General features: G+C 56.0%; 18 protein-coding genes. 8 read left to right on the top strand and 10 right to left on the bottom strand.

Features of this window, described 5'->3' with window-relative positions; all coding sequences use genetic code 11:
• Positions 1-21: 21 nt before the first annotated feature.
• Entirely contained in the window at positions 22-777 is a 756-nt protein-coding gene (locus AC2D8V_RS15020; RefSeq protein WP_484734384.1) for an SDR family NAD(P)-dependent oxidoreductase, read from the top strand.
• Between the two features lie 106 nt (positions 778-883).
• On the opposite strand, the gene AC2D8V_RS15015 is transcribed toward AC2D8V_RS15020, so the two are convergent.
• The 3 genes from AC2D8V_RS15015 to AC2D8V_RS15005 all read right to left on the bottom strand — a co-directional run bounded on the left by AC2D8V_RS15015 (position 884) and on the right by AC2D8V_RS15005 (position 5445).
• Positions 884-3238, bottom strand: coding sequence for a TRAP transporter large permease subunit (locus tag AC2D8V_RS15015; RefSeq protein WP_484734383.1), 2355 nt, complete (start codon positions 3236-3238; stop codon positions 884-886).
• Positions 3239-3307: 69 nt separating this feature from the next.
• The gene (locus AC2D8V_RS15010) at positions 3308-4237 is read right to left on the bottom strand and encodes a TRAP transporter small permease subunit (protein WP_484734382.1); all 930 of its coding nucleotides are present in this window, start codon (positions 4235-4237) and stop codon (positions 3308-3310) included.
• A gap of 119 nt (positions 4238-4356) precedes the next feature.
• Complete coding sequence (locus AC2D8V_RS15005) at positions 4357-5445, bottom strand: TRAP transporter substrate-binding protein (RefSeq protein ID WP_484734381.1); 1089 nt, start codon at positions 5443-5445, stop codon at positions 4357-4359.
• A gap of 250 nt (positions 5446-5695) precedes the next feature.
• Here AC2D8V_RS15005 and AC2D8V_RS15000 point away from each other — a divergent pair, with 250 nt between their 5' ends.
• Together AC2D8V_RS15000 and AC2D8V_RS14995 are read left to right on the top strand one after the other, a co-directional pair.
• The gene (locus AC2D8V_RS15000) at positions 5696-7123 is read left to right on the top strand and encodes a cache domain-containing protein (protein ID WP_484734380.1); all 1428 of its coding nucleotides are present in this window, start codon (positions 5696-5698) and stop codon (positions 7121-7123) included.
• Positions 7120-7782, top strand: coding sequence for a response regulator transcription factor (locus AC2D8V_RS14995; RefSeq protein WP_484734379.1), 663 nt, complete (start codon positions 7120-7122; stop codon positions 7780-7782). Before AC2D8V_RS15000 ends, AC2D8V_RS14995 begins: the two co-directional genes overlap by 4 nt.
• A 5-nt stretch (positions 7783-7787) precedes the next feature.
• Here the strand turns inward: AC2D8V_RS14995 and AC2D8V_RS14990 are convergent, their stop codons facing one another.
• Complete coding sequence (locus AC2D8V_RS14990; RefSeq protein WP_484734378.1) at positions 7788-8420, bottom strand: MSMEG_1061 family FMN-dependent PPOX-type flavoprotein; 633 nt, start codon at positions 8418-8420, stop codon at positions 7788-7790.
• Between the two features lie 447 nt (positions 8421-8867).
• Between AC2D8V_RS14990 and AC2D8V_RS14985 the strand changes: the two genes are divergently transcribed.
• Positions 8868-10619 carry an acetolactate synthase 3 large subunit gene (locus AC2D8V_RS14985; protein WP_484734377.1) on the top strand — a complete coding sequence of 584 codons (1752 nt, stop codon included), beginning with the start codon at positions 8868-8870 and terminating at the stop codon, positions 10617-10619.
• A gap of 38 nt (positions 10620-10657) precedes the next feature.
• Here the strand turns inward: AC2D8V_RS14985 and AC2D8V_RS14980 are convergent, their stop codons facing one another.
• Positions 10658-11311, bottom strand: coding sequence for an HAD-IA family hydrolase (locus AC2D8V_RS14980; RefSeq protein WP_484734376.1), 654 nt, complete (start codon positions 11309-11311; stop codon positions 10658-10660).
• An 83-nt stretch (positions 11312-11394) separates the two neighbouring features.
• Between AC2D8V_RS14980 and ilvN the strand changes: the two genes are divergently transcribed.
• Positions 11395-11955, top strand: coding sequence for an acetolactate synthase small subunit (gene ilvN, locus AC2D8V_RS14975; protein WP_484734375.1), 561 nt, complete (start codon positions 11395-11397; stop codon positions 11953-11955).
• A gap of 11 nt (positions 11956-11966) precedes the next feature.
• Here the strand turns inward: ilvN and AC2D8V_RS14970 are convergent, their stop codons facing one another.
• Positions 11967-12380 (bottom strand): hypothetical protein, encoded by a 414-nt coding sequence (locus tag AC2D8V_RS14970; protein ID WP_484734374.1) that lies wholly within the window; start codon positions 12378-12380, stop codon positions 11967-11969.
• Positions 12381-12550: 170 nt separating this feature from the next.
• Here AC2D8V_RS14970 and AC2D8V_RS14965 point away from each other — a divergent pair, with 170 nt between their 5' ends.
• From AC2D8V_RS14965 to AC2D8V_RS14955, 3 genes are all read left to right on the top strand, one after another.
• On the top strand, positions 12551-13348 hold the full coding sequence (locus tag AC2D8V_RS14965) for a helix-turn-helix domain-containing protein (RefSeq protein WP_484734373.1): 798 nt from the start codon (positions 12551-12553) through the stop codon (positions 13346-13348).
• Positions 13349-13451: 103 nt separating this feature from the next.
• Entirely contained in the window at positions 13452-14612 is a 1161-nt protein-coding gene (locus AC2D8V_RS14960) for an aromatic ring-hydroxylating oxygenase subunit alpha (RefSeq protein ID WP_484734372.1), read from the top strand.
• Positions 14613-14623: 11 nt separating this feature from the next.
• Positions 14624-14827: a hypothetical protein gene (locus AC2D8V_RS14955; protein ID WP_484734371.1), complete on the top strand. Its 204-nt coding sequence runs from the start codon at positions 14624-14626 to the stop codon at positions 14825-14827.
• Here AC2D8V_RS14955 and AC2D8V_RS14950 read toward each other — a convergent pair.
• From AC2D8V_RS14950 to AC2D8V_RS14935, 4 genes are all read right to left on the bottom strand, one after another.
• The gene (locus tag AC2D8V_RS14950) at positions 14824-15609 is read right to left on the bottom strand and encodes a DUF2189 domain-containing protein (protein ID WP_484734370.1); all 786 of its coding nucleotides are present in this window, start codon (positions 15607-15609) and stop codon (positions 14824-14826) included. The two genes, AC2D8V_RS14955 and AC2D8V_RS14950, sit on opposite strands and share 4 nt — an antisense overlap.
• A gap of 74 nt (positions 15610-15683) precedes the next feature.
• Complete coding sequence (prfB, locus tag AC2D8V_RS14945; RefSeq protein WP_484734369.1) at positions 15684-16805, bottom strand: peptide chain release factor 2; 1122 nt, start codon at positions 16803-16805, stop codon at positions 15684-15686.
• 85 nt (positions 16806-16890) lie between these two features.
• Positions 16891-19404 (bottom strand): penicillin-binding protein 1A, encoded by a 2514-nt coding sequence (locus AC2D8V_RS14940; RefSeq protein WP_484734566.1) that lies wholly within the window; start codon positions 19402-19404, stop codon positions 16891-16893.
• 134 nt (positions 19405-19538) lie between these two features.
• On the bottom strand, positions 19539-20747 hold the full coding sequence (locus tag AC2D8V_RS14935; RefSeq protein WP_484734368.1) for an N-acetylmuramoyl-L-alanine amidase: 1209 nt from the start codon (positions 20745-20747) through the stop codon (positions 19539-19541).
• Positions 20748-20778 lie beyond the last annotated feature (31 nt).

Below are 20778 nucleotides of genomic sequence, written 5' to 3'. Positions count from 1 at the left end.
TAGTGATCTGACAGGACAATCATGAAGAAAAAGACGGTTCTCATCACCGGTGCTGCACGGGGTATCGGTTTTGCTACGGCGCAGGCCATGGCATCTGACGGCTGGAATGTGGGGCTGCTCGACCGCGACGAGGACGCATTGCATCAGGCAGCGCAGCAAATTCCCGATGCCAAAGCGCTGATGTACGACGTATCAAACCCTCAGGATTCCGCACGGGCCATTGCAGACACATTGGCCACCTTCGGCGGCCTTGATGGCTTGGTGAACAACGCAGGCGTAGCAGACTTCGGCCCGATCGAAGAAACCGACTTTGACCGCTGGCGTCGGGTGATGGCGACTAATCTAGACGGTGTTTTTCTGATGAGCCAGGCGGCGCTTCCAGCGCTTAAGAAAACCCAAGGGGCTATCGTCAACATCGCGTCAATATCCGGGCTGCGGGCGTCGACGCTGAGGGTGGCCTACGGCACGTCAAAGGCCGCCGTCATCCAACTGACAAAACAACAAGCCGCGGAACTTGGGGAATACGGTGTACGGGCAAATTGCATCTGTCCCGGACCAGTGCGAACAAAGCTGGCCATGGCCGTTCATACGCAAGATATCATTGATGCCTACCATGACGCGATACCACTGAACCGGTACGGCAGCGAGACAGAGATCGCCGATTGCATCGCTTTTCTGCTCTCGCGCAAAGCCTCATACGTAACCGGGCAAGTGCTGGCGGCAGACGGCGGATTTGAAGCGACCGGTGTTGGATTGCCCGCGCTGCGCATCCCGTAAAACCAGTAGGCGGAGCGCCATCATTCGCCGATGGGCGTATCTAAAATGATGTGAGGGGGGCAACTGGCCCCCTCTCCTTTGGATCAAACGTATTCCGGAACTGTTATCAGTTCGGGATCAGGTCCGGCACGATGGTTACGATCCCCGGGAACGTCCACAAAAGGGCTAGACCAGCGACCTGGATCAGCACGAACGGGATGATGCCACGATAGATATGGCCGGTCGTTACTTCTTTTGGCGCGACACCGCGCAGATAGAACAAGGCGAACCCGAAGGGTGGTGTTAGGAACGATGTCTGCAGGTTGACCGCAATCATGATCGTCACCCATTTAGGATCGAATGTGCCGCCGTAAATGACCGGCCCGACAATCGGGATGACGATGTAGATGATCTCGAGAAAATCGAGCACAAACCCCAGTACGAAAAGCACCAGCATCACAATCAGGAAGACCGTGAACTCGTTGTCGAAAGACTTCAGGAACTGCTGGATGTAGTGCTCGCCACCGAAAGAGATCACCACGAGGTTCAGCAGTTGTGAGCCGATCAAAATGGTAAAGACCATCGACGTTACTTTTGCCGTCTCACGCACGACCGGGCTCAGAACACCGGATGAATAGAGGATCCAGCACGAGAACACCAAGCCGAACAGCGCGTAGAGATATGCCGCATAAGCCACGAAGAACGCGAACCAGCTTTCGAAACCGACATCATCGGTGTTGATCCGCAAGTCAAAGTTGATGCCCACAAGGATACAGACAATGATCGCAAGCGTAGACCAGATGATCAGCTTGGGATTGCGATCCTCGTCGCGCAGCTTGCGGTATGCAGCGAGCATGATCGCCCCGGCAGCGCCAAGCGCCGCAGCAGGCGTCGGGTTGGTGATCCCCCCGAGGATCGAACCGAGAACGGCAACGATCAGAATTAGCGGAGGAAAGACGACGCGGATTAATTCGTTTTGTGCGCAGATCTTAGTGGCGTGAACGACCCCATACATGACAGCTGCAAATGGCAGCGCAAGTATCAGGACCATGGTGCCCGGTGAGGTCAGCGGGCCGACCGCGACAATATCGAGCAGCAAGACCAAGACCGTGCCAACAGCGCCAACGATCAGTGGTTGCGGCGAACTCGAAGGTGAAACCCCGCGCGCCGTGCTCAGGATCAACGAGGTCAGAACAAGGATAACTGCAACGCCTGTACCAATTGGTGCGGCATTCTGCACGGTTTGTTCCAAGGCGGCCTGAAACTCTTCTTCGCTCAGCGCTCGGGATTCCTCAACACCACCTGAGTCATTGATCGCTTGTTGTTGTGCCACGGCTGCGTCCCAAGCCTCCTGACCGTGAAGCTCGATCATAGAGGCCTGACACTGCTCGCTGACGTTCGTACGCAAAGATGCGGCCTCGCCGATGTCAGAGAAACGTGAAATCTCGGTGGATTGTGAGCCCACGACATTGAGGTTGCCCAGCAGGACAACGCCAACAATCAGGGCAACAGGTACACCCAGGAACCACGTGAACGCTTCGCTGCGTGTGACCGGTTCGGCATTCGTGCTTCCCATCTCAACCGCGGGTGCTTTGTCCGGGTTCAAGAGGGCATAGCCAAAGGCATAGAGCGCGTACAGAAGCGCAAGTAAAATGCCCGGCAGCAGCGCCGCTTGAAAGAGCGTGCCCACAGAAAGAACCGCTGGCTCGCCAAGATACGTCAGCGCGTCTGTACACCCCGCTACCGTCGCGCGGCGCTCTTGTGCGGCCGAGTAAAGATCGCCCGCAAGTGTGCCAAGCAAAACGATCACAATAGACGGCGGAATGATCTGTCCCAAAGTTCCGGAGGCGGCAATAACGCCTGTTGAAAGTTCGGGCGAGTAATTGTTCCTCAACATGGTCGGCAGCGCCAACAGGCCCATCGTCACAACCGTCGCGCCAACGATACCGGTAGATGCGGCGAGGAAAGCACCAACGACAACGATAGACACGGCCAGACCACCGGGCAGCGGACCAAACACGCGGGCCATTGTGGTCAGAAGGTCGTTTGCGATTTTCGAACGCTCAAGCGTGATACCCATGAGAACGAACATCAAAACCGCCAGCAAGGTTTCGATGGATTGACCCGCGAGCACCCGCTCGTTCATGCGGTTCACCACGAAAGAGACGTTGCGGTCCAGAGCGACTTCCCAGCCTTTCGGGAAAACCGGTTCTTCTATGCGCGGTAAATCCGGGTATCGGAAGATTGATATTGTGTCTGCCTTAACCCCTGAGTTGACCAGATCGCGGTAGATTGTACTGCTGGTGTCAATCGCTTGGTGGATGAGTAATCCAGCGCTGTCCAGCGCGGCGATAATGCCAAAGGAGATAACCCCTGCCCCCGCGATGGCAAAGGCCACCGGAAAGCCTGAAAGGATACCGCCAAACAGACAGATCGCTACGATGATGAGACCGACTTCTACGCCGTCTAGACCGAAAAACATGGGCTTTGTCCCTTATGCGTCACGCCGTGTGGCGCGTTGTTCTTTTGCAAGCTGTAGTGGCGTGGCGCGTCAATGCGCGCCCTCGTAGGCTTCTTCACCCTCACCCAGCGTATCCTTGTCGAGGTATTTGTTCTCGCTTTCCTCGCCTTCGCGCCATTCCTGGAAAGAGCGGAAGAACATCGCCATCGCTTGCAGGAACACCATCGCGGTGAAGGCACAAAGCAGGATTTTGAAGAGGAAGTAGCCGTTAAATCCGTTCGGGCTGAATCCGATGGTTTCGACGTTCCACCGCAGAGCGCGTGATTTGGCAAGCAAGCGGTCCAGCGTGTCTGACGCCGATGGATTGGGAACGATCAGGTGACGCCACAGGAAGAACCAGCCATACATCCAGATCAACACGGCGGTCGGCATCATGAAGAAAATCGCGCCGAACATGTCGATCAGTTTCTTGGTACGGAAGCGGACAGCGGAGTAGACGAGGTCAACGCGGACGTGGCCGCCCTGCACAAATGTGTAGGCCATACACAGGCACACAACGAGCGCATTGTAGAGTTTCAGCTCTTCGGCAAACCAGCTGATATCGAACTGCAGCGGGATACCAAAGCCAATTGAGATGTCAGGGCGTGTGAAAATGCGCTGCATGAAGACGATGACAACCTGCTGCAGGACCATCAATAGCCCGGCCCACGCGAAAAAGCGGCCCACCGTGTTCGCAAACCCCTCCAGCACGCGGACATAGGCCCACATGATGTTGCCGCGCCACACGCCAATGCCGAACATCACAAGGAAGGTCGTAAAGACAACAAAGAAGAACTCTACCGATCCACCATAGTAGACGAACCGCATAATGGCCTGCTTGTCTGACCAGTCCAGCCATAGTGACGGATGAAAAATGGCGTAAAAGAAGTTGTAAAACGACATGGCAATGTTGCTGAAGAACCAGACGATTCCGTCCAGCACAGCGCCCAGTCCGCCTGCGGCTTCCGCTTCGTTTTCCATTGTGCCCCCTCCCTTGGATCTGCCCTTAACAGCCCAAGTGTGCGTACCGGATCATACCGGTAAAGTTTAGAACCGAAGGGCCAGCGGAAAGCCAGCCCTTCGAAATCGTCGTAAGTCGTTTAGCCGTTGGCCAGAACGCGGTTCCGCTGAGCCACGTAGAAACCATCCGACTTGAGCAACCAGTCAGAGCTTTGCGCCAACGACTCTTCGAAAGAACCGCGGATTTTAGCAAAGAGCTCATCGTTCATGTTCTCATCCATGACGGTCTTGGACGCCGCACCGAACGCATCCCAAACGTCATCTGGGAATTGCAGCGCTTTGACACCCTGAGCCTGCAGACGCGCAAGCGCCGCACCGTTGTTTGCCAGTGTTTCGGCCAACTGGTAGTGCGTTGTCGCCATTGCAGCGTTGGCGATGATCGCCTGATGCGATGGGCTCAGGTCATTGTAGACGTCGAGGTTTACACCACATGCAAGCGCCGAGCCTGGCTCGTGGAAACCAGCGGTGTAGTAGACTTTTGCAACTTCCTGGAAGCCGGCACGCTCGTCCGCGAATGGGCCAACCCACTCAAGACCGTCCAGAGCACCGGAAGACAGCGCTTGATACAGTTCGCCGCCCGGAATGTTCTGAACAGAAGCACCCAGTTCACCCAGAACCTTGCCGCCCAGACCTGGCATACGGAACTTCAGACCGTTGAAGTCTGCTGCCGAGTTGATCTCGGAGCGGAACCAGCCACCGGACTGAGAACCGGAGTTACCGGCAAGGAACGACTTGAGGTTAAAGATTTCACCAAGCTCTGTGTGCAGCTCGTGGCCACCACCGTGGTGGTACCAGTTGGTCACTTCCTGAGCCGTGCCGCCGAAAGGAACGGCTGTGAAGTACGCATAGCCAGGGTGCTGACCGATAAAGTAGTAGTCTGCAGAGTGGTACAGATCGGCCTGACCGGAAGAAACCGCGTCGAACACTTCGAAAGCGCCAACCAGTTCACCAGGTGCTTTTTTGTCGATGGTCAACTGACCGTCGGACATTGCGCCAACCATTTCTTCGAAATACGTGGCCGCATCGTCGAGCACCGCGAAGCCGCGGGGCCAGGATGTTACCATCGTCAGAGTGCGGTTGCCTTGTGCAATCGCAGGGGCCGCCAGAGTTGTGGCAGCAGCGGCAGAGCCGCCAAGTGCAGATGTCTTCAGAAATGAACGACGATCCATAAGAGATACTCCTCCCAGATTATAGCGCCCGACTCTCAGCGTGAGAGTCAGGTCGCCTAAGTGGGGGCACCCTATCGTCGTGGTTCAGCAATGGAATACCTACTACTACGTAGGATCGCGTAATAATGCCGGTTTTGGTAAAAAAATTTAACCTTTTTGCGCGCCAAAAGGCGCCAGATGCCCTGATTTTGGTCACAAGGCGTGTCTTGCGGCCTTTGATTCCAATGAATTTGCTCGTACCAAACCTGTTATGAAGAACCTGGTCACCCGGTTTGCACCTACATATGGGCAGAAACTGTCGCTTATCGCGACGGTCCCGTTGATCGTTGCTGTGGCGGCAATTGCGGTATTGGTGGCGTATCAGTCTCGCACATTGGCTGAGAGGGAAATCCGTTCGCTGGAATTGCAACTTCTGGAAGCCAAAAAAGATGAATTACGCAATTACGTGACCCAAGCCCGGAACGGTTTTTACTTCATCTACGGGAATGCAGCACCAGACGATCTGGAGGCTCAGCAGCAAGTGGCCCAAATTTTGTCCGCGATGATATATGGTCAGGACGGGTTTTTCTTTGTGTACGACTACGACGGGATCAATCTTGTAAGCCCCCGCCAAACTGAACGGATCAACCGCAATTGGATTGAAGAGACGGACAGCGAGGGTACGCCGGTCGTTGCACGGCTGATCGACATCGCGCGTCAGGGCGATGGTTATCTGACGCATCTCTGGCCAAAGCCTTCGACCAATGAAGAAGCCAGAATGATCACCTACGTCACCAGTTTTCCCAGTTGGCGGTGGGCAGTGGGCACCGGAGTATTCATTGACGATGTTTTGGCGACGGTCGCAACAGCGCGGGCCGAAGTTGAGGCGCGCGTACAGCAGACTTTCATCTATATCGGTGTCATTACGCTGGCCGCGCTTTTAACCGTATTCATGACCGGTATGTTCCTGAACATACGTGAACGTCGGCTTGCCGATGCAAAACTAAAACGTCTCACCCAACGGGTGCTGGACGCGCAAGAAGAAGAACGCGGGCGGGTCGCGCGGGAATTGCACGATGGCATCAGCCAGATACTTGTTGGCGTGCGCTATGCTTTAGACACTGCCCGGCGCAAACTTGATCGCGGCGATGATACTGCCGCTGCGCCACTGGCGAAGGGCATCGAAACCCTCGGCGAGGCAATTTCAGAGGTAAGGCGTATCAGTCGCGATTTGCGTCCGGGCATGCTCGATGATCTGGGCCTTGGCCCTGCCATCAAAAATCTTACCGAAGAGTTCGGAGACCGCACAGGTATCCATGTCGACTTCAGCACGGTCGTGTTCCGCAACCGGCTGGATCAGGACTCGAAAATCGCTCTGTACCGCATTGCCCAAGAAGCTTTGACAAACATTGAACGACACGCGCAGGCAACGCATGTCCGTGTGGATTTACGCGGTCACGCCCGCGGTGCAACTCTGCGCATCCAGGACGACGGGCTTGGCATAGGTTCGAACCAGTCGTCCCCGTCCATGGGCCTTGGGTTGCGGAACATGCAAGAGCGGGTAGAACAGCTTGAAGGCGACTTCCGCGTGCAAAGCGGCCCTGGTGGCGTTGGCACTGTGGTCGAAGTATCAGTGCCACTCTCGCACCTGCTGCCGCCCGAACCGGACGCGCAAAACACACGGAGCCAGCACACATGAATGCTGAAATTGATACGCCCGCGCCGATCAAAGTGCTGATCGTCGATGACCACCCGATGGTGGCCGAGGGGATCCAGTCAATCCTTGAAAGCTACGACGACATCTCGGTCGTCGGCACCCGAAATTCCGCTCGCATGGCGATCGATGATTTTGAAACGTTGAATCCGGATGTCATCCTCATGGATCTGAACATGCCGAATATGGGTGGGTTAACGGCAACCGAAATCCTGTTGGAGCAACGCCCCGGCACGCGCATTCTGGTTTTGTCGATGCACGATAGTCCCGAATACATCTCCTCGGCATTGGACCACGGCGCGATGGGCTACATTCTGAAAGATGTTCCCACCGACGAGATCAAGCTGGCGATCGACACGGTCATGCGCGGTAAAAAATACCTGTGCACAGGTGCCAGCGGCTCGCTTGCCCCAAATGAGGAGCCCGCGCGCGAGGCACTGACAGGCCGTGAACAGACAATTCTGCTGCAACTTGCTCAGGGTCGATCAAACAAGGAAGTCGCTCTCGCTCTCGATATTTCGGTCCGCACAGTTGAGACACACCGCAAAAACATCAAACGCAAGCTGGGTATTTCATCGACCGCCGGTTTGACCCGCTACGCGATGGAACATGGTGTGTTGCAAGGTACTGGCGTGAACCTGTAGCGCGATTATTCTTCGTATAGGCGCCGGGTATCGTTGTCGCGCATCACCTCTTCGATCTCTTCGATGGGGCGTTGATCCTCTGCGTGTTGTTTGATCGCTTCGGCATAAGTAGGCAGCCCGTCTGTAGGCGCGGCTTGCTCAGGCACCCACAGTTTTGATCGAATGATCGATTTGCCGCAGTGGTAGAAGGCCTCTTGGACCCGCACAAGGATCGCGATATCGGGCACCCTGCCGTTGATCGCCATGCTTTCACGCAGCTCAAGATCACGCACCACCCGAGCAGTCCCGTTCACGCGCACAACTTCGTTCCGGTTAGGCACCATAAAGCACAAACCCACGCTGCCAGTTTGCAGAATATTGTGAAGACTGTCGTATCGATGATTTCCCGGCCGGTCAGGTATCGCCAGCGTGTGCGCATCAAGCACTCTGACAAACCCCGCAGGGTCCCCTTTGGGCGATACATCCAACCTGCCGTCGGCATCGCTTGTTGCCATGGTCAAAAACGGCGACCGCTCGATCCAAAGTCGGCACAACTCGTCGATATGGTCGAGTATCTTGGCCTGTTGCGAGGCGTAAGCCGCCCGTCCGAGCCCCCTGATGTCTTCGATATCTGTCAAGACGTCCTGTGCTTTGTACATGGTCATTCCTTTCCGGTCGCGCGCGTCCAGTGTGCCGCGCTGCGCGAATGCTGTCTATTGAGGTCCGCGATTATGGCACGATGTTCGCTCCTGCGTGAATCTCTGACACTGGAAACAGTGCTTTCGCCTGAAAACGACCAATCCACTACACAAATTTTCATCAAGTTTCACCAAAAGCCGCCCCTGCGCAAGAAAATGATAAATTTTTGCGATCTGGGGACATAAATTTTTGGAATTGGCTGTTGACGCCCCCTCGCCTGCCTCATAATGTCCCGCGCAGCAAGAGGAAGCATTTCGTGACTGAACTAGTCGTCATTGTAGGAAAATCGCGCATGGGCCGGTAACGGTTGACCATAGTCTGCCCCATGCGCCCCCGCCGAGAAACGGGGGCTTTTTTTTGCGCAACTGGAAAACAGGTCCGGTCGGGACCTATACGGAGAGAACGATATGACACGGCAAATGACTGGTGCAAAAATGATTGTCCAAGCCCTGATTGATCAGGGTGTCGACACCGTCTTTGGGTACCCAGGTGGTGCTGTGCTACCGATTTACGATGAGGTGTTTCAGCAAAACGCCATCCGTCACATTCTGGTGCGTCACGAACAAGGCGCGGTACACGCCGCAGAAGGCTATGCGCGGGCAACCGGCAAACCCGGCGTTTGCCTTGTGACATCAGGGCCCGGCGCGACCAATGCCGTTACTGGTCTGACAGACGCGCTTATGGACAGCATCCCGATCATCGTCCTGACCGGACAGGTTCCGACCTTTATGATTGGCTCGGATGCTTTTCAGGAAGCGGACACCGTCGGCATCACCCGCCCCTGCACCAAGCACAACTGGCTGGTCAAGGAAACAGATGCCCTGTCTGGCGTCCTTCACGAGGCTTTTCATGTTGCGACCAGCGGTCGTCCGGGGCCGGTTTTGGTGGATATTCCAAAAGACGTGCAGTTCGCCACCGGCACCTACACGCCGCCAAAACCGTCGACATCGCACTATCAGCCGCAGCTTAAAGGCGACATGGAAGAGATCACCGAGCTGGTCGCAGCCATGGAAAAAGCAAAACGTCCGGTTTTCTACACCGGTGGCGGTGTTATCAATTCAGGTCCTGCTGCCAGCCAGCTGCTGCGGGAACTTGTCGAAGCAACAGGCTTTCCCATCACTTCGACGCTCATGGGCCTTGGCAGTTACCCTGCCTCGGGCGACAAGTGGTTGGGCATGCTCGGTATGCACGGTCTGTATGAGGCCAATATGGTCATGCATGACTGCGATCTGATGATCAACATCGGGGCGCGCTTCGATGACCGTATCACCGGACGCATCGACGCATTCAGCCCAAAGTCGATCAAAGCCCATATCGACATCGACCCGTCGTCGATCAACAAGGTGATCAAGACCGACATCCCGATTGTTGGTGACGTTGCGCATGTGCTTGAGGATATTCTCAAGGTCTGGAAATCGCGGGGCCGCAAGACCAATAGCGATGCCTTGGCGAAATGGTGGAAACAGATCGAGGAATGGAGGCAAGTTGACTGCCTGAAATTCACGCAAAAGGGTAAAACGATCAAACCGCAACACGCTTTGGCGCGTCTCGAAGCACTCACCAAGGACCATGATCGCTATATCTGTACCGAGGTGGGACAGCACCAGATGTGGGCTGCGCAGTACCTTGGCTTTGAAGATCCTAACCGCTGGATGACTTCAGGTGGTCTCGGCACCATGGGATATGGCTTTCCTGCGTCTATTGGCGTGCAGATGGCGCATCCAGAAGCGCTCGTCATCAATGTTGCGGGCGAAGCCTCCTGGTTGATGAACATGCAAGAGATGGGTACGGCCGTGCAATACAACTTGCCGGTTAAACAATTCATCCTGAACAACGAACGGCTGGGCATGGTGCGTCAGTGGCAAGAGCTTTTGCACGGGGAACGCTATTCCCAAAGCTGGTCAGAGGCGCTGCCCGACTTTGTGAAACTGGCCGAAGCGTTCGGTGCCAAGGGGATCATCTGCTCTGATCCGGCGGATCTGGATGATGCGATCATGGAGATGATCAACCACGATGGTCCGGTGATCTTTGACTGTCTGGTGGAAAAGCACGAAAACTGCTTCCCCATGATCCCTTCGGGCAAAGCGCACAACGAAATGCTGCTGGGCGAGGCCAGCACCCAAGGCGTCATCGACGCCAAGGGGTCTGTTCTGGTCTGATCATGCGCAATGCTGCCAACACAGATGCGCGTAATGCTTCATTGCAGCAGCATACGCAGGTCGTTTACCTGACGCACGGCACCGGTCCAATCCGGATCAGGTGCCGTCGATCCGGGAAAGGCGACCGTCGGTATACCGGCGCGCGTGGCGGCAGCGAGGCTATCCGGCGTGTCTTCGACAGCGATTGCATCCGAGGGCATCAACGACAAACGCTCAAGCGCGATCACGTGGCATTGCGGATCGGGTTTACCTTGTTCAACCATTTCTCGATCCGTGATCAGCGAAAACATGTCTTCCGCGAGCGATCCGTTGGCAGCCTGCAAAATCGCATCGATGTTCTTGCGCGAGGTCGTCGTGACCCAAGCGAGCTTTGCCTCGGAAGCAAGCGCGTGCGCAATCAGGTCTGCCACCCCGGGTCGCAGTGTGACCCCTTCTTGGCTCAGCATGTCCTGATAAATCCGCGATTTTGCTGCGTGGACAGCTTGGGCGTCCACTTCAACGCGCTTTGCCTCGGCGAAAGAAGCGACCCTGTTGCGCCCACCGATTATAGCGAGCAATTCAGCGTATTTCTCCGCTCCCCAATGCCAATCGAGGCCAAATTCCTCAAAGGCCTGATTAAAGGCACGTCGTTGCATATCGGACGTGTCGACAAGCGTGCCGATGGCACCGAAGAAAAAGGCTTTGGGTTGCACAGTGAATACTCCTTACACAAAACCGACGCCGATCGCCGGTTTCTCTCCGAAACAGAACGCCGCAACCTCAAGAAAGGTTCATCATGTCAGCCCTAAAAATCAAAAAAGGCGCAACAAGCCATTCCGCGTATAATCTGCGGCCCACCTTTTCCGATGTTATCGAGCGCCACACGCTTGCGGTGCTGGTTGAAAACGAACCGGGTGTTCTGGCGCGCGTCATCGGGCTCTTCTCAGGCCGTGGCTACAACATCGACAGCCTGACCGTAGCCGAGGTAGATCACACAGGTCACTTGTCCCGGATTACCATCGTAACTTCTGGAACCCCACAGGTTATCGAACAGATAAAAGCCCAGCTTGGTCGCATCGTGTCTGTCCATGACGTGCATGATCTGACAGTAGAGGGTCGCAGCGTCGAGCGCGAACTGGCGATGTTCAAGGTTTCGGGCACTGGTGACAAGCGCGTAGAAGCACTGCGTCTCGCAGACATCTTTCGCGCCAATGTCGTGGACAGCACGCTGGAAAGCTTTGTGTTCGAAATTACTGGCGCGCCTGAAAAAATCGACGCATTTGCCGATCTGATGCGACCGCTTGGCCTAACAGAAGTGGCGCGGACAGGGGTTGCCGCACTCTCGCGGGGCGAGTAACCAGCCAAAAACTAGCAGCTATGTCGCTTTTTAAGCTGTCTGACGGCGTAGGTCTCTCTGACAGGGCGGGCAAAGGGCAAGATTTCGCCCCGATCTTCGCCTGTGTCGCGCTGACGTAAACTTGCGCTTTTGAGTGCGGTCGGCAGGCTCGGACCGGCCTGCTCGGCAACCAGTCGCGGGTTGAAGGCCAAGCGGGTCTTGTCCTGCATTTTCATGTCAAACTGGATAAGGTCGCCGGCATCAAAGAAGTCACCGTGAGCAAATCCCTGATCCTTGCCGTTTACAAACGCCAGATCTCCTTGGTCTTCGCACCATACAACTGCTTTCCGGTCAGAAACATCGCTCCATAGCACAACACCCAGCATGATCTTTTCCAGTTTTTCTATCAACGATTCAACCGTACCAAGAAATCTGGTCGCTTTCACACAACAAAAGGGGCACCGTACGCTTGGAATTTGTGTCTGTTTCGCATAACCTTGACACGTTACCGTTCAGCACCTGACGCCATTTCGCGTCACTCCGCGCTGGGCCAGCTAAACACCGGGTGTAGTCAGTGCAATTTTGCCCCAATTACGAGAAAACACAAAGAACTGACATGCATTCACAACCCAAATCGCCAGCGCAGTTGCGAAACATGTTCGGTGCCAATTTACGCTTGCTGGCCCAAGGCCACCCATCAATCTCCGCTTTGTCTCGCGAATTGGGTATAAACCGCACTCAGTTTAACCGCTATCTCAGTGGCGAAAGCTTTCCCCGCCCTGACGTATTAGCCCGTATCTGCAACTTTTTCGACGTCGACGCACGGGTCTTGCTGGAACCGGTAGATGAGGTCATGCGTGAACAGACAACCGTGTCCGGAAATTACCTACGTCATTTCATGGACGCTGGAACGGTTACTGTACCGGAACATGACTTTCCAAGCGGCTTTTATCAGTTCTCTCGCCGCAGCTTTGTGCGCGAAAATGAATATGTGCGTGGTCTTGCTTTTGTGACCCGTGACAAGTCCGGAACATACGTACGTGGTTATGAACCAAAATTGGCAATGGCGATGCAAGGCATACCGCCTGCTCCCGCTGCGCGCGAGTATCGCGGCTTTGTGCTCCGCGTGGACGATGGCATCACATTGACCGTCTCGCGCCGCGGAGGTCTCACAGCGTCGTTCAATCACCTCAACCGGGTGAATTCCTTCGACAACAATTATTGGGTCGGCTACGTCGCGCGTACTGTTCGCGAAAATTCTGCATCTCAGCGCATGACACGATTGGTATACGAGCATCTTGGCACCGATTTTTCGCGTGTCATGCGGATTGCGCGATCATCCGGCTTTTGCGGTTTTGACGACCTTGTGCCATTTCATCAACGGCTGTTGCAGCCTGAAGACCCCTTTCGCTGAACCGCGAATGTCGCACGCAGGCCAGTGTGGTCGCTCATACGACGCCCCGATTGATGAAAAATGCGTACTCTGACGTGGTAATTCGGTTCAGGGAGTGCCTCAGATGTCAGCCCAACACACTGATCTTTCCGTCGTGCGCCGCCCGGTTGAGCGCGCAAACGGATTGCCAAACGCGCATTACACCGATGCGAAAGTCTTTGAGGAAGAAAAACAGGCCGTGCTGTTCGACGGCTGGTCCGGCGTTGCCGTGGCATCAGACGTGCCTGACGTTGGTGATGCCGTACCGATAGACTTTCTCGACATGCCGCTTTTGTTGGTGCGCGACCGGCAAGGCAAGGTGCGCGTATTTCAGAATATTTGCCGCCATCGTGGAATGATCCTTGTAGACAAGCCTCGGAGAATCGAAGGGGCGATCCGCTGCCCCTACCACAGTTGGTGTTACAGCACAGACGGCCGGCTCGTTTCCACACCGCATGTTGGTGGCCCGGGTCAGAACGCGCATGAGGCGATCGACAAGAGCCTGCTTGGCCTCGTGGAGGTACCAAGTCACATCTGGTGCGACGTCGTTTTCGTCAATGTATCCGGCACTGCAGCGCCCTTTGAAGAATACCACGCAAAACTCCTAGATCGCTGGGGAGAATTCAACGTACCCGTCTACCACGGCGGTCCGGACAGTATCCTACGCTTCGACCTCAAGACCAACTGGAAGCTGGCGGTAGAAAATTACTGTGAGAGCTATCACTTGCCGTGGGTCCACCCTGGCCTCAACAGCTATTCGCGGCTTGAAGATCACTACCACATCGAAGAACCGGGCGCGTTTTCGGGTCAAGGGACTTATGTGTATCGTCAGTTGACCAGTGAAAGTGGTGGCAAATTTCCCGACTTTCCCAACCTGTCGTCAAAATGGGATACAGGGGGCGAATACCTGACTTTCCTGCCGAATGTCATGGTAGGTGTCCAGCGCGACCATATTTTTGTGATCCTTCTGGATCCGGTCGCCGTGGATCGTACCATTGAGACGGCGCACATCTACTATGCATCACCTGATGTTGATCCTGAACTGCGCAAGAAAAACGCAGAACAGTGGTATACTGTTTTTGAAGAAGACATCATGGCGGTTGAGGGAATGCAGCGGGGTCGCCACGCACCGGGGTTCGACGGCGGGCGTTTCTCGCCGGCGATGGATGGGCCAACGCACCTGTTTCATGACTGGGTGGCGTCCCGTATCGAGGCGCGGCGTGAAGCATTGCGCGCGGCTGAATGAATCCCCTCGACATGGCCTTGATTGAAGCGCATGCGCAAGGCGACGGGCTGCGTTTAACCCGGCTCTATACAGAGGCAGCGGACGCAACAACCGACCCGCGCGCCGCGAGCTTTTTCCTCACCCACGCCTATGTCTTCGCGCTGGAGACAGATCATCCAGACGCAGCAGATTTGCGCGCCCGTCTCGTCGCCATGGGTTGTGAGAACCCCGACTAGCTGTCGATGACCAAGCCGCGGTACAAGTGCCACGACGCGTGCCCAAGCCACGGCAACACGAGGAACAGTCCAAGAAATCCCGGCAGCAGCGCAGCAAAGGTCAAAACAGCAATCAATGCCGCCCAACTCAGCATAACGACAGGAGCGGCTTGCACCGCCTGAATGCTCTTTATCATCGCTGTGATGAAGTCGATTTCGCGATCCAGCAGTAGCGGAAGCCCAACCACCGCGATTGCAAATATCAACACGGCAAAAGCAGCCCCAACTAACGTGCCAAAGGCCAGCATCATCAAACCGTTAGGCGATAGAAATACCTCGGATGAGCTCATAATATTTGTCATCGTTGTCAATCCGAGGAACAGCGCGAAGATCATGTGCCCGAGGAAAAACCAGAACAAAAAAATCACCACCATCATCGTGCATAAAGACGGCAGTTGCCGCAGTCTTTGCTGCCATATGACACCAAAAATAGCCTTTGGCGGAGTATCGAGACCTGCTTCCAGTCGGCGTGACACCTCGTACAGGCCGACAGCCGCAAACGGACCCAACAGCGGGAAACCGATAGCCGCGAGGACAAGCCAAAAGCTGTGTCCGGTCTGCGCGGTCACGATGGTCATGACCCATCCGGCGGCGACGTAAAACCCGGCAAACAGCAACCCGTAGAACGGTTTGCGTCGAAAATCGGCCGCGCCGCGCTTTAGAGCGGTTTTCAACAGGTCAAAATCGGCGGCGCGCAGGGGTGGTGCGCCCAACTTTGCGTCATGTGATAGTGTGGTGTCCACGGGGTTCCCTCCCTACTTGCGTGGCCCACTAAAGGTGCCTTGAGAGAGGTACGGTTGTCAAAGACTGAAGTGCGTTATCCCTGAGCCTCGGCGCGCGTTTTTCCCGAGACATCCAGTGCCAGTGTCGCCGCCATGAAGCCGTCGAGGTCACCGTCAAGAACACCCTTGGTGTCGGATGTTTCGTGATTGGTGCGTAGATCTTTGACCATCTGATATGGTTGCAGGACGTATGACCTGATCTGGTTACCCCAGCCCGCGTCCCCCTTGTTCTCATGGGCTTCGTTGATCGCAGCGTTCCGTTTGTCGAGTTCCAGTTGGTAAAGCCGCGACTTCAGCGCTTTCATTGCGATGTCGCGGTTCTGGTGCTGCGACTTCTCCGAACTCGTCACCACGATACCGGTGGGATTGTGCGTGATACGCACAGCAGAATCCGTCGTATTTACGTGCTGCCCACCAGCCCCTGACGATCTGTAGGTGTCGATGCGAATATCGGCCGGGTTGACCTCGATTTCGATGTTATCATCCACGACCGGATAGACCCAAACCGAGCAAAAAGACGTGTGCCGCTTTGCCGCTGAATCAAATGGGGAAATCCGCACGAGGCGATGAACACCACTTTCTGATTTGAGCCACCCATAGGCGTTGGGGCCGCTAATCTTGTAAGTGGCAGACTTGATGCCAGCTTCTTCACCGTCACTCATCGACTGCAGCTCGACCTTGTAGCCCTTCTTTTCGGCCCATCGAACGTACATGCGCGCCAGCATAGAGGCCCAGTCACAGCTCTCCGTTCCGCCAGCACCTGCATTTACTTCAAGGAACGTATCGTTGCCATCAGCTTCGCCGTCCAGCAATGCCTCCAACTCTTTTTGAGCAGCTTTTTCAGCCAGCGTCTTCAGCGCCGCGACAGCGTCCTGAACCACTTCGTCATCTTCTTCCATCTCACCCAGTTCGATGAGCTCAAGATTGTCCGCCATTTCTTGTTTGATGCTGTCATGCGTGGCCATGGCGTCGACAAGCATCTGCCGGTCCCGCATCAGCTTTTGCGCCGCTTCTGGGTCGTCCCACAGGGTTGGGTCTTCGACGCGCGCATTGAACTCTTCGAGCCGGAAAGGGGCCGTTTCAACATCAAGACGCTGTGCCAGCAAATCCACTGATTTCTGGATCTGGTCAACGGTGTTTTGAACGTCTGCACGCATTAAATGGCCTCAATAAAGATGATGTCGCATGGTGATAGACCACTGCCTCGGCAGCGGCAAGATGTCCACAACGGACTTGCCGGATTTAGTAAAGCCCGCCCGAGCTAAGCGTTCCAAAATTTGCATTCGGGCCGACATCTACTGTCTCGCCTGTAGAAGTCGTCACCTGCTGCGCCTGCCCCTGACCGACCTCTTCGAAAAGCGGCAGGTCTTGACCCATGGCAAAACCGCCATCGAACATCATGCCAAAAATCGGCTCTTCGCCGTCACGGAAATACTCCGCAACAACGTTTGCCCCAGACGCGTCATCACTCAATCGCGCACCGGTGAAGCGGTCGATCTTGATAAAGCGGCCGCCCGGAGGAACTTGGAATGGGCCACCCCCATATTTGGCAACTGCCTCTTCCATGAAATTCTGGAAGACTGGTCCGCACATGCCGCCGCCCGAGGCCCCACGCCCAAGCGAGCGAGGCTGGTCATACCCGATGTAACATCCGGCAACGATATTGCTGGTAAAGCCAATAAACCAAACGTCTTTTGCGTCGTTCGTCGTGCCTGTCTTGCCCGCCGTGGGAACCGGCAGCTTGACTGTACGCGCGGCCGTGCCACGCTCGACCACACCGCGCATCATAGAGGTCAGCTGGTAGGCCGTGATCGAATTCATCACGCGTTCGCGGTTTGAAATAATTTTGGGTGCGACCCCGGGATCAAGGCTCGCCAGTTCACAGTCAAAGCAATACCGGTCGTCGTGGCGATAAATCGTTTTCCCGTAGCGGTCCTGCACGCGGTCTACTAGCGATGGTTCAACCCGTTCGCCGCCGTTCGCAAACATCGCATAAGCAGCCACCATCTGATAAAGCGTCGTTTCTTCCGACCCCAAAGCGTTGGCAAGGAAAGATCCCATATTCCGATATACACCAAAACGTTCCGCATAGTCGGCCACAACGTTCATGCCGACCTCCTGTGCGAGCCGGATTGTCATGAGGTTCCGCGACCGTTCGATACCGGTACGCAATGGCGTCGGCCCATAGAACTCACGAGACGCGTTGCGCGGACGCCAAAGACCTTGAGGGGTGTTGATCTCAATTGGTGCGTCTACGACGATCGTGGCCGGAGTATACCCGCTGTCGAGCGCGGCGGCGTAAACGAATGGCTTGAAACTGGACCCCGGTTGCCGTTTGGCCTGTGTTGCGCGGTTGAATACGCTGTCCTGATAGGAAAAACCGCCCTGCATGGCCAGCACACGGCCAGAGTTCACGTCCATCGCGACAAACCCGCCTTGTACCTCAGGAACCTGACGCAAAGACCAGCGGACGAACCGGCCGTCATCGTCCGAGGTTATGGCGCGTACATGAATGACGTCTCCGACCGACAGCAGGTCGCCTGCAACACGCGCAGTTCCGCTGCGCGATCCGTCCAGTCTTTGCTTGCGCGCCCACGTGACATCCTGTGCTGAAATGTAGTGGCCGTCTTCGTCCTCTTCTACGCCCTCGATCCCGATACGCGCATCGTTCGTGCCGACCGACAAAACAACAGCAGGGTACCAGGGGTTTTCCAGGTCGATGTCGCGGGCAATCTCGGCTTCGGCAAGCGCGGCGCGCCAAGTTTCTTCGTCCTGCAACAAGGATGGATCGATTTTTTCAGCGGTTTCCCGGTAGATGCCCTGCCGCCGATCATAGTCTTCCAACTGGCGGCGCAACGCTTCGGCGGCCACAGGCTGCAAGTCTTGGTCGATCGAGGCCCGGACACTCAATCCTCCGGTAAAGAACTCACCTTCACCAAAATCCTCGCTCAACTGCCGGCGGATTTCGTCAGTGAAATAGTCACGCGGCGGCAATTCTGCTTTGAAGCTATCAAAATCCCCGTTCTGGACAGAGCGCAACGGTTCGTTCACCTCTTGCTGGAAGGCGGCCATCGACAGATAGCCATTCTCCATCATCTCTTTGAGCACAAAGTTGCGCCGCGCCAAAAGCCGGTCTTTTTGCCGTACCGGATGATAGTCACTGGGCGCCTTGGGCAATGATGCGAGAAAAGCCGCTTCGTGCGGTGCCAGCTTGTCCAGCGGCTTGTTGAAATACGTCTGGCTTGCCGCCGCAACGCCATAGGAGTTTTGGCCAAGGAAAATCTCGTTCAGATAAAGTTCGAGGATTTTTTCCTTGCTGAGCGTTTCTTCCAAGCGTGACGCCAGAATGATTTCCTTGATCTTGCGCTCCACCCGGCGATCTCCAGAGAGCAGAAAGTTCTTCATGACCTGCTGGGTAATGGTGGACGCTCCGCGCACGTCGCGCCCACGCGAGCGCAGCGCATCGACACCAGCGGCGGCAATCCCGCGCAGATCATAACCGTCATGTTCGTAAAAGTTCTTGTCTTCGGCGGAGATGAAAGCCTGCTTGACCAAATCCGGGATGGTTTCAGCGGGCGTAAACAGCCGGCGTTCCTTGGCAAACTCATCCAGAATTTCACCCTGCCCCGAATAAATCCGGCTGATGGTCGGAGGTGAATACTGTGCCAGTGACTCGTGGCTGGGCAAATCGCGTCCGTACACCCAGAAAATCGCGCCAATGGTCAGGGCAGTCATGCCCACGGCCATCGTCACCATGGTGAAGATGCCTCCGAAAAACGACAAGATGAATCGAAATACCACTGGAATCCCCTAAAGTGGACGCGCGTCCCTGATATAGGCATTCCCGTGCCACAGGTCAAAACGCGAAACCGTGTGTGAGCGCAACGTCGCTATTGCCGTAGCAATGCCCGCCGCTCCTGATCCTGCGTGCGCCACTCATCGACGGCGACAACGATCGCCTCAGCGATCCCTTTCCGCCAAGCAGAATCCGTGAGGTTTGTCAGATCTCGCGGGCTCGACAAAAACCCGACTTCCAAAAGAACAGATGGAATATCGGCTGATTTCAGTACCGTGAAACCTGCGCTGCGCAACGCACGACGGTTGACCGGCCCGCCCGCAGCATCCAGCGATTTGACCAAGGTGTGGGCAAAGGCCTGTGCCCTCGGCGCCGTTTCTTGTCGCGCAAGGTCAAGCAGAACGCCCGTCACCTGATCGTCTGACCCGGTAAGGTCGATGCCTGCGAGCACATCCGCACGGTTGTGCCGTGCGGCTAGTTGCGCCGAAGCTGCATCACTCGCTTCTTTCGACAAGGTGTAGACTGTGGCGCCCTGAGCGCCTCCCTGCGTCAGCGCATCGGCATGTAAGGACAAAAACAGATCTGCGCCCGCGTGATGGGCGGCCGCGACCCGCGCTTGCAGCGAGACAAAAACATCCTCGTGGCGTGTCATGACCACATCCAGATCGCCGGACGCAAGCAAAGCCGCCCGTAATTCGCGCGCAAACGCAAGCATAAGTGCCTTTTCCGAGACACCCTGACGTTCCGCACCGGGGTCGATACCACCGTGACCGGGATCCAGAACCACGACAAACCGCCCTTCCGCGCCTGGCGATTTCGCGCGCGGTTTTTTGCGCTGCGGCCAGAGCGCGGTCTTCGGCGCGCCGCTGGTTTCTTGGAAAACCTCTGGTTCGGCTTTGGCAAGCGTCAAGGTTAAAGTGGCGGTGCCATCCTTTTGAGATGACATCGAGACGTCATGCGGCAGCGCCGGGTGTTCGAGATCGGCGACCATCCGCGACCAACCGGGGCGGATCCGCCCAAATCTCATGGCTGAGATCGCATCGCTCTCCACTGCCAGTTCATGCGCTGCATTTTCCATCCACTCGGTATTTTCGACATCAATGACCAAACGCGCCGGCGCGTCCAAAGTGTAAACCCGGAATGGCATCGGCCTCGACAGTCCGATGCTAAGCGTCGTTTCTCCACGCCAGCTTTGCGACACGGTCGTGCGCGCGGTGTCGATTTGCGCCGGTTGGCTTTGTGCCACGCCGTTCGTCGGTGCGCCTGCCATCAAGGACGCGCACAGAATTAATACTCTGATCATTTGGCTGCTCTGCCCTGCCTTTTTTGGGCAG

It is taken from the genome of Roseobacter sp. YIN89 (assembly GCF_057219365.1).
The sequence above is the reverse complement of the archived record's forward strand: the minus strand, read 5'-3'. Positions and strand labels throughout refer to the sequence as shown.

Bases quoted from the DNA above. Each gene is read 5' to 3' on its own strand.
- AC2D8V_RS15020 (WP_484734384.1), top strand. From the start codon at position 22: ATGAAGAAAAAGACGGTTCTCATCACCGGTGCTGCACGGGGTATCGGT.
- AC2D8V_RS15015 (WP_484734383.1), bottom strand. From the start codon at position 3,238: ATGTTTTTCGGTCTAGACGGCGTAGAAGTCGGTCTCATCATCGTAGCG.
- AC2D8V_RS15010 (WP_484734382.1), bottom strand. From the start codon at position 4,237: ATGGAAAACGAAGCGGAAGCCGCAGGCGGACTGGGCGCTGTGCTGGAC.
- AC2D8V_RS15005 (WP_484734381.1), bottom strand. From the start codon at position 5,445: ATGGATCGTCGTTCATTTCTGAAGACATCTGCACTTGGCGGCTCTGCC.
- AC2D8V_RS15000 (WP_484734380.1), top strand. From the start codon at position 5,696: ATGAAGAACCTGGTCACCCGGTTTGCACCTACATATGGGCAGAAACTG.
- AC2D8V_RS14995 (WP_484734379.1), top strand. From the start codon at position 7,120: ATGAATGCTGAAATTGATACGCCCGCGCCGATCAAAGTGCTGATCGTC.
- AC2D8V_RS14990 (WP_484734378.1), bottom strand. From the start codon at position 8,420: ATGTACAAAGCACAGGACGTCTTGACAGATATCGAAGACATCAGGGGG.
- AC2D8V_RS14985 (WP_484734377.1), top strand. From the start codon at position 8,868: ATGACACGGCAAATGACTGGTGCAAAAATGATTGTCCAAGCCCTGATT.
- ilvN (WP_484734375.1), top strand. From the start codon at position 11,395: ATGTCAGCCCTAAAAATCAAAAAAGGCGCAACAAGCCATTCCGCGTAT.
- AC2D8V_RS14965 (WP_484734373.1), top strand. From the start codon at position 12,551: ATGCATTCACAACCCAAATCGCCAGCGCAGTTGCGAAACATGTTCGGT.
- AC2D8V_RS14960 (WP_484734372.1), top strand. From the start codon at position 13,452: ATGTCAGCCCAACACACTGATCTTTCCGTCGTGCGCCGCCCGGTTGAG.
- AC2D8V_RS14955 (WP_484734371.1), top strand. From the start codon at position 14,624: ATGGCCTTGATTGAAGCGCATGCGCAAGGCGACGGGCTGCGTTTAACC.
- prfB (WP_484734369.1), bottom strand. From the start codon at position 16,805: ATGCGTGCAGACGTTCAAAACACCGTTGACCAGATCCAGAAATCAGTG.
- AC2D8V_RS14940 (WP_484734566.1), bottom strand. From the start codon at position 19,404: ATGGTGACGATGGCCGTGGGCATGACTGCCCTGACCATTGGCGCGATT.
- AC2D8V_RS14935 (WP_484734368.1), bottom strand. From the start codon at position 20,747: ATGATCAGAGTATTAATTCTGTGCGCGTCCTTGATGGCAGGCGCACCG.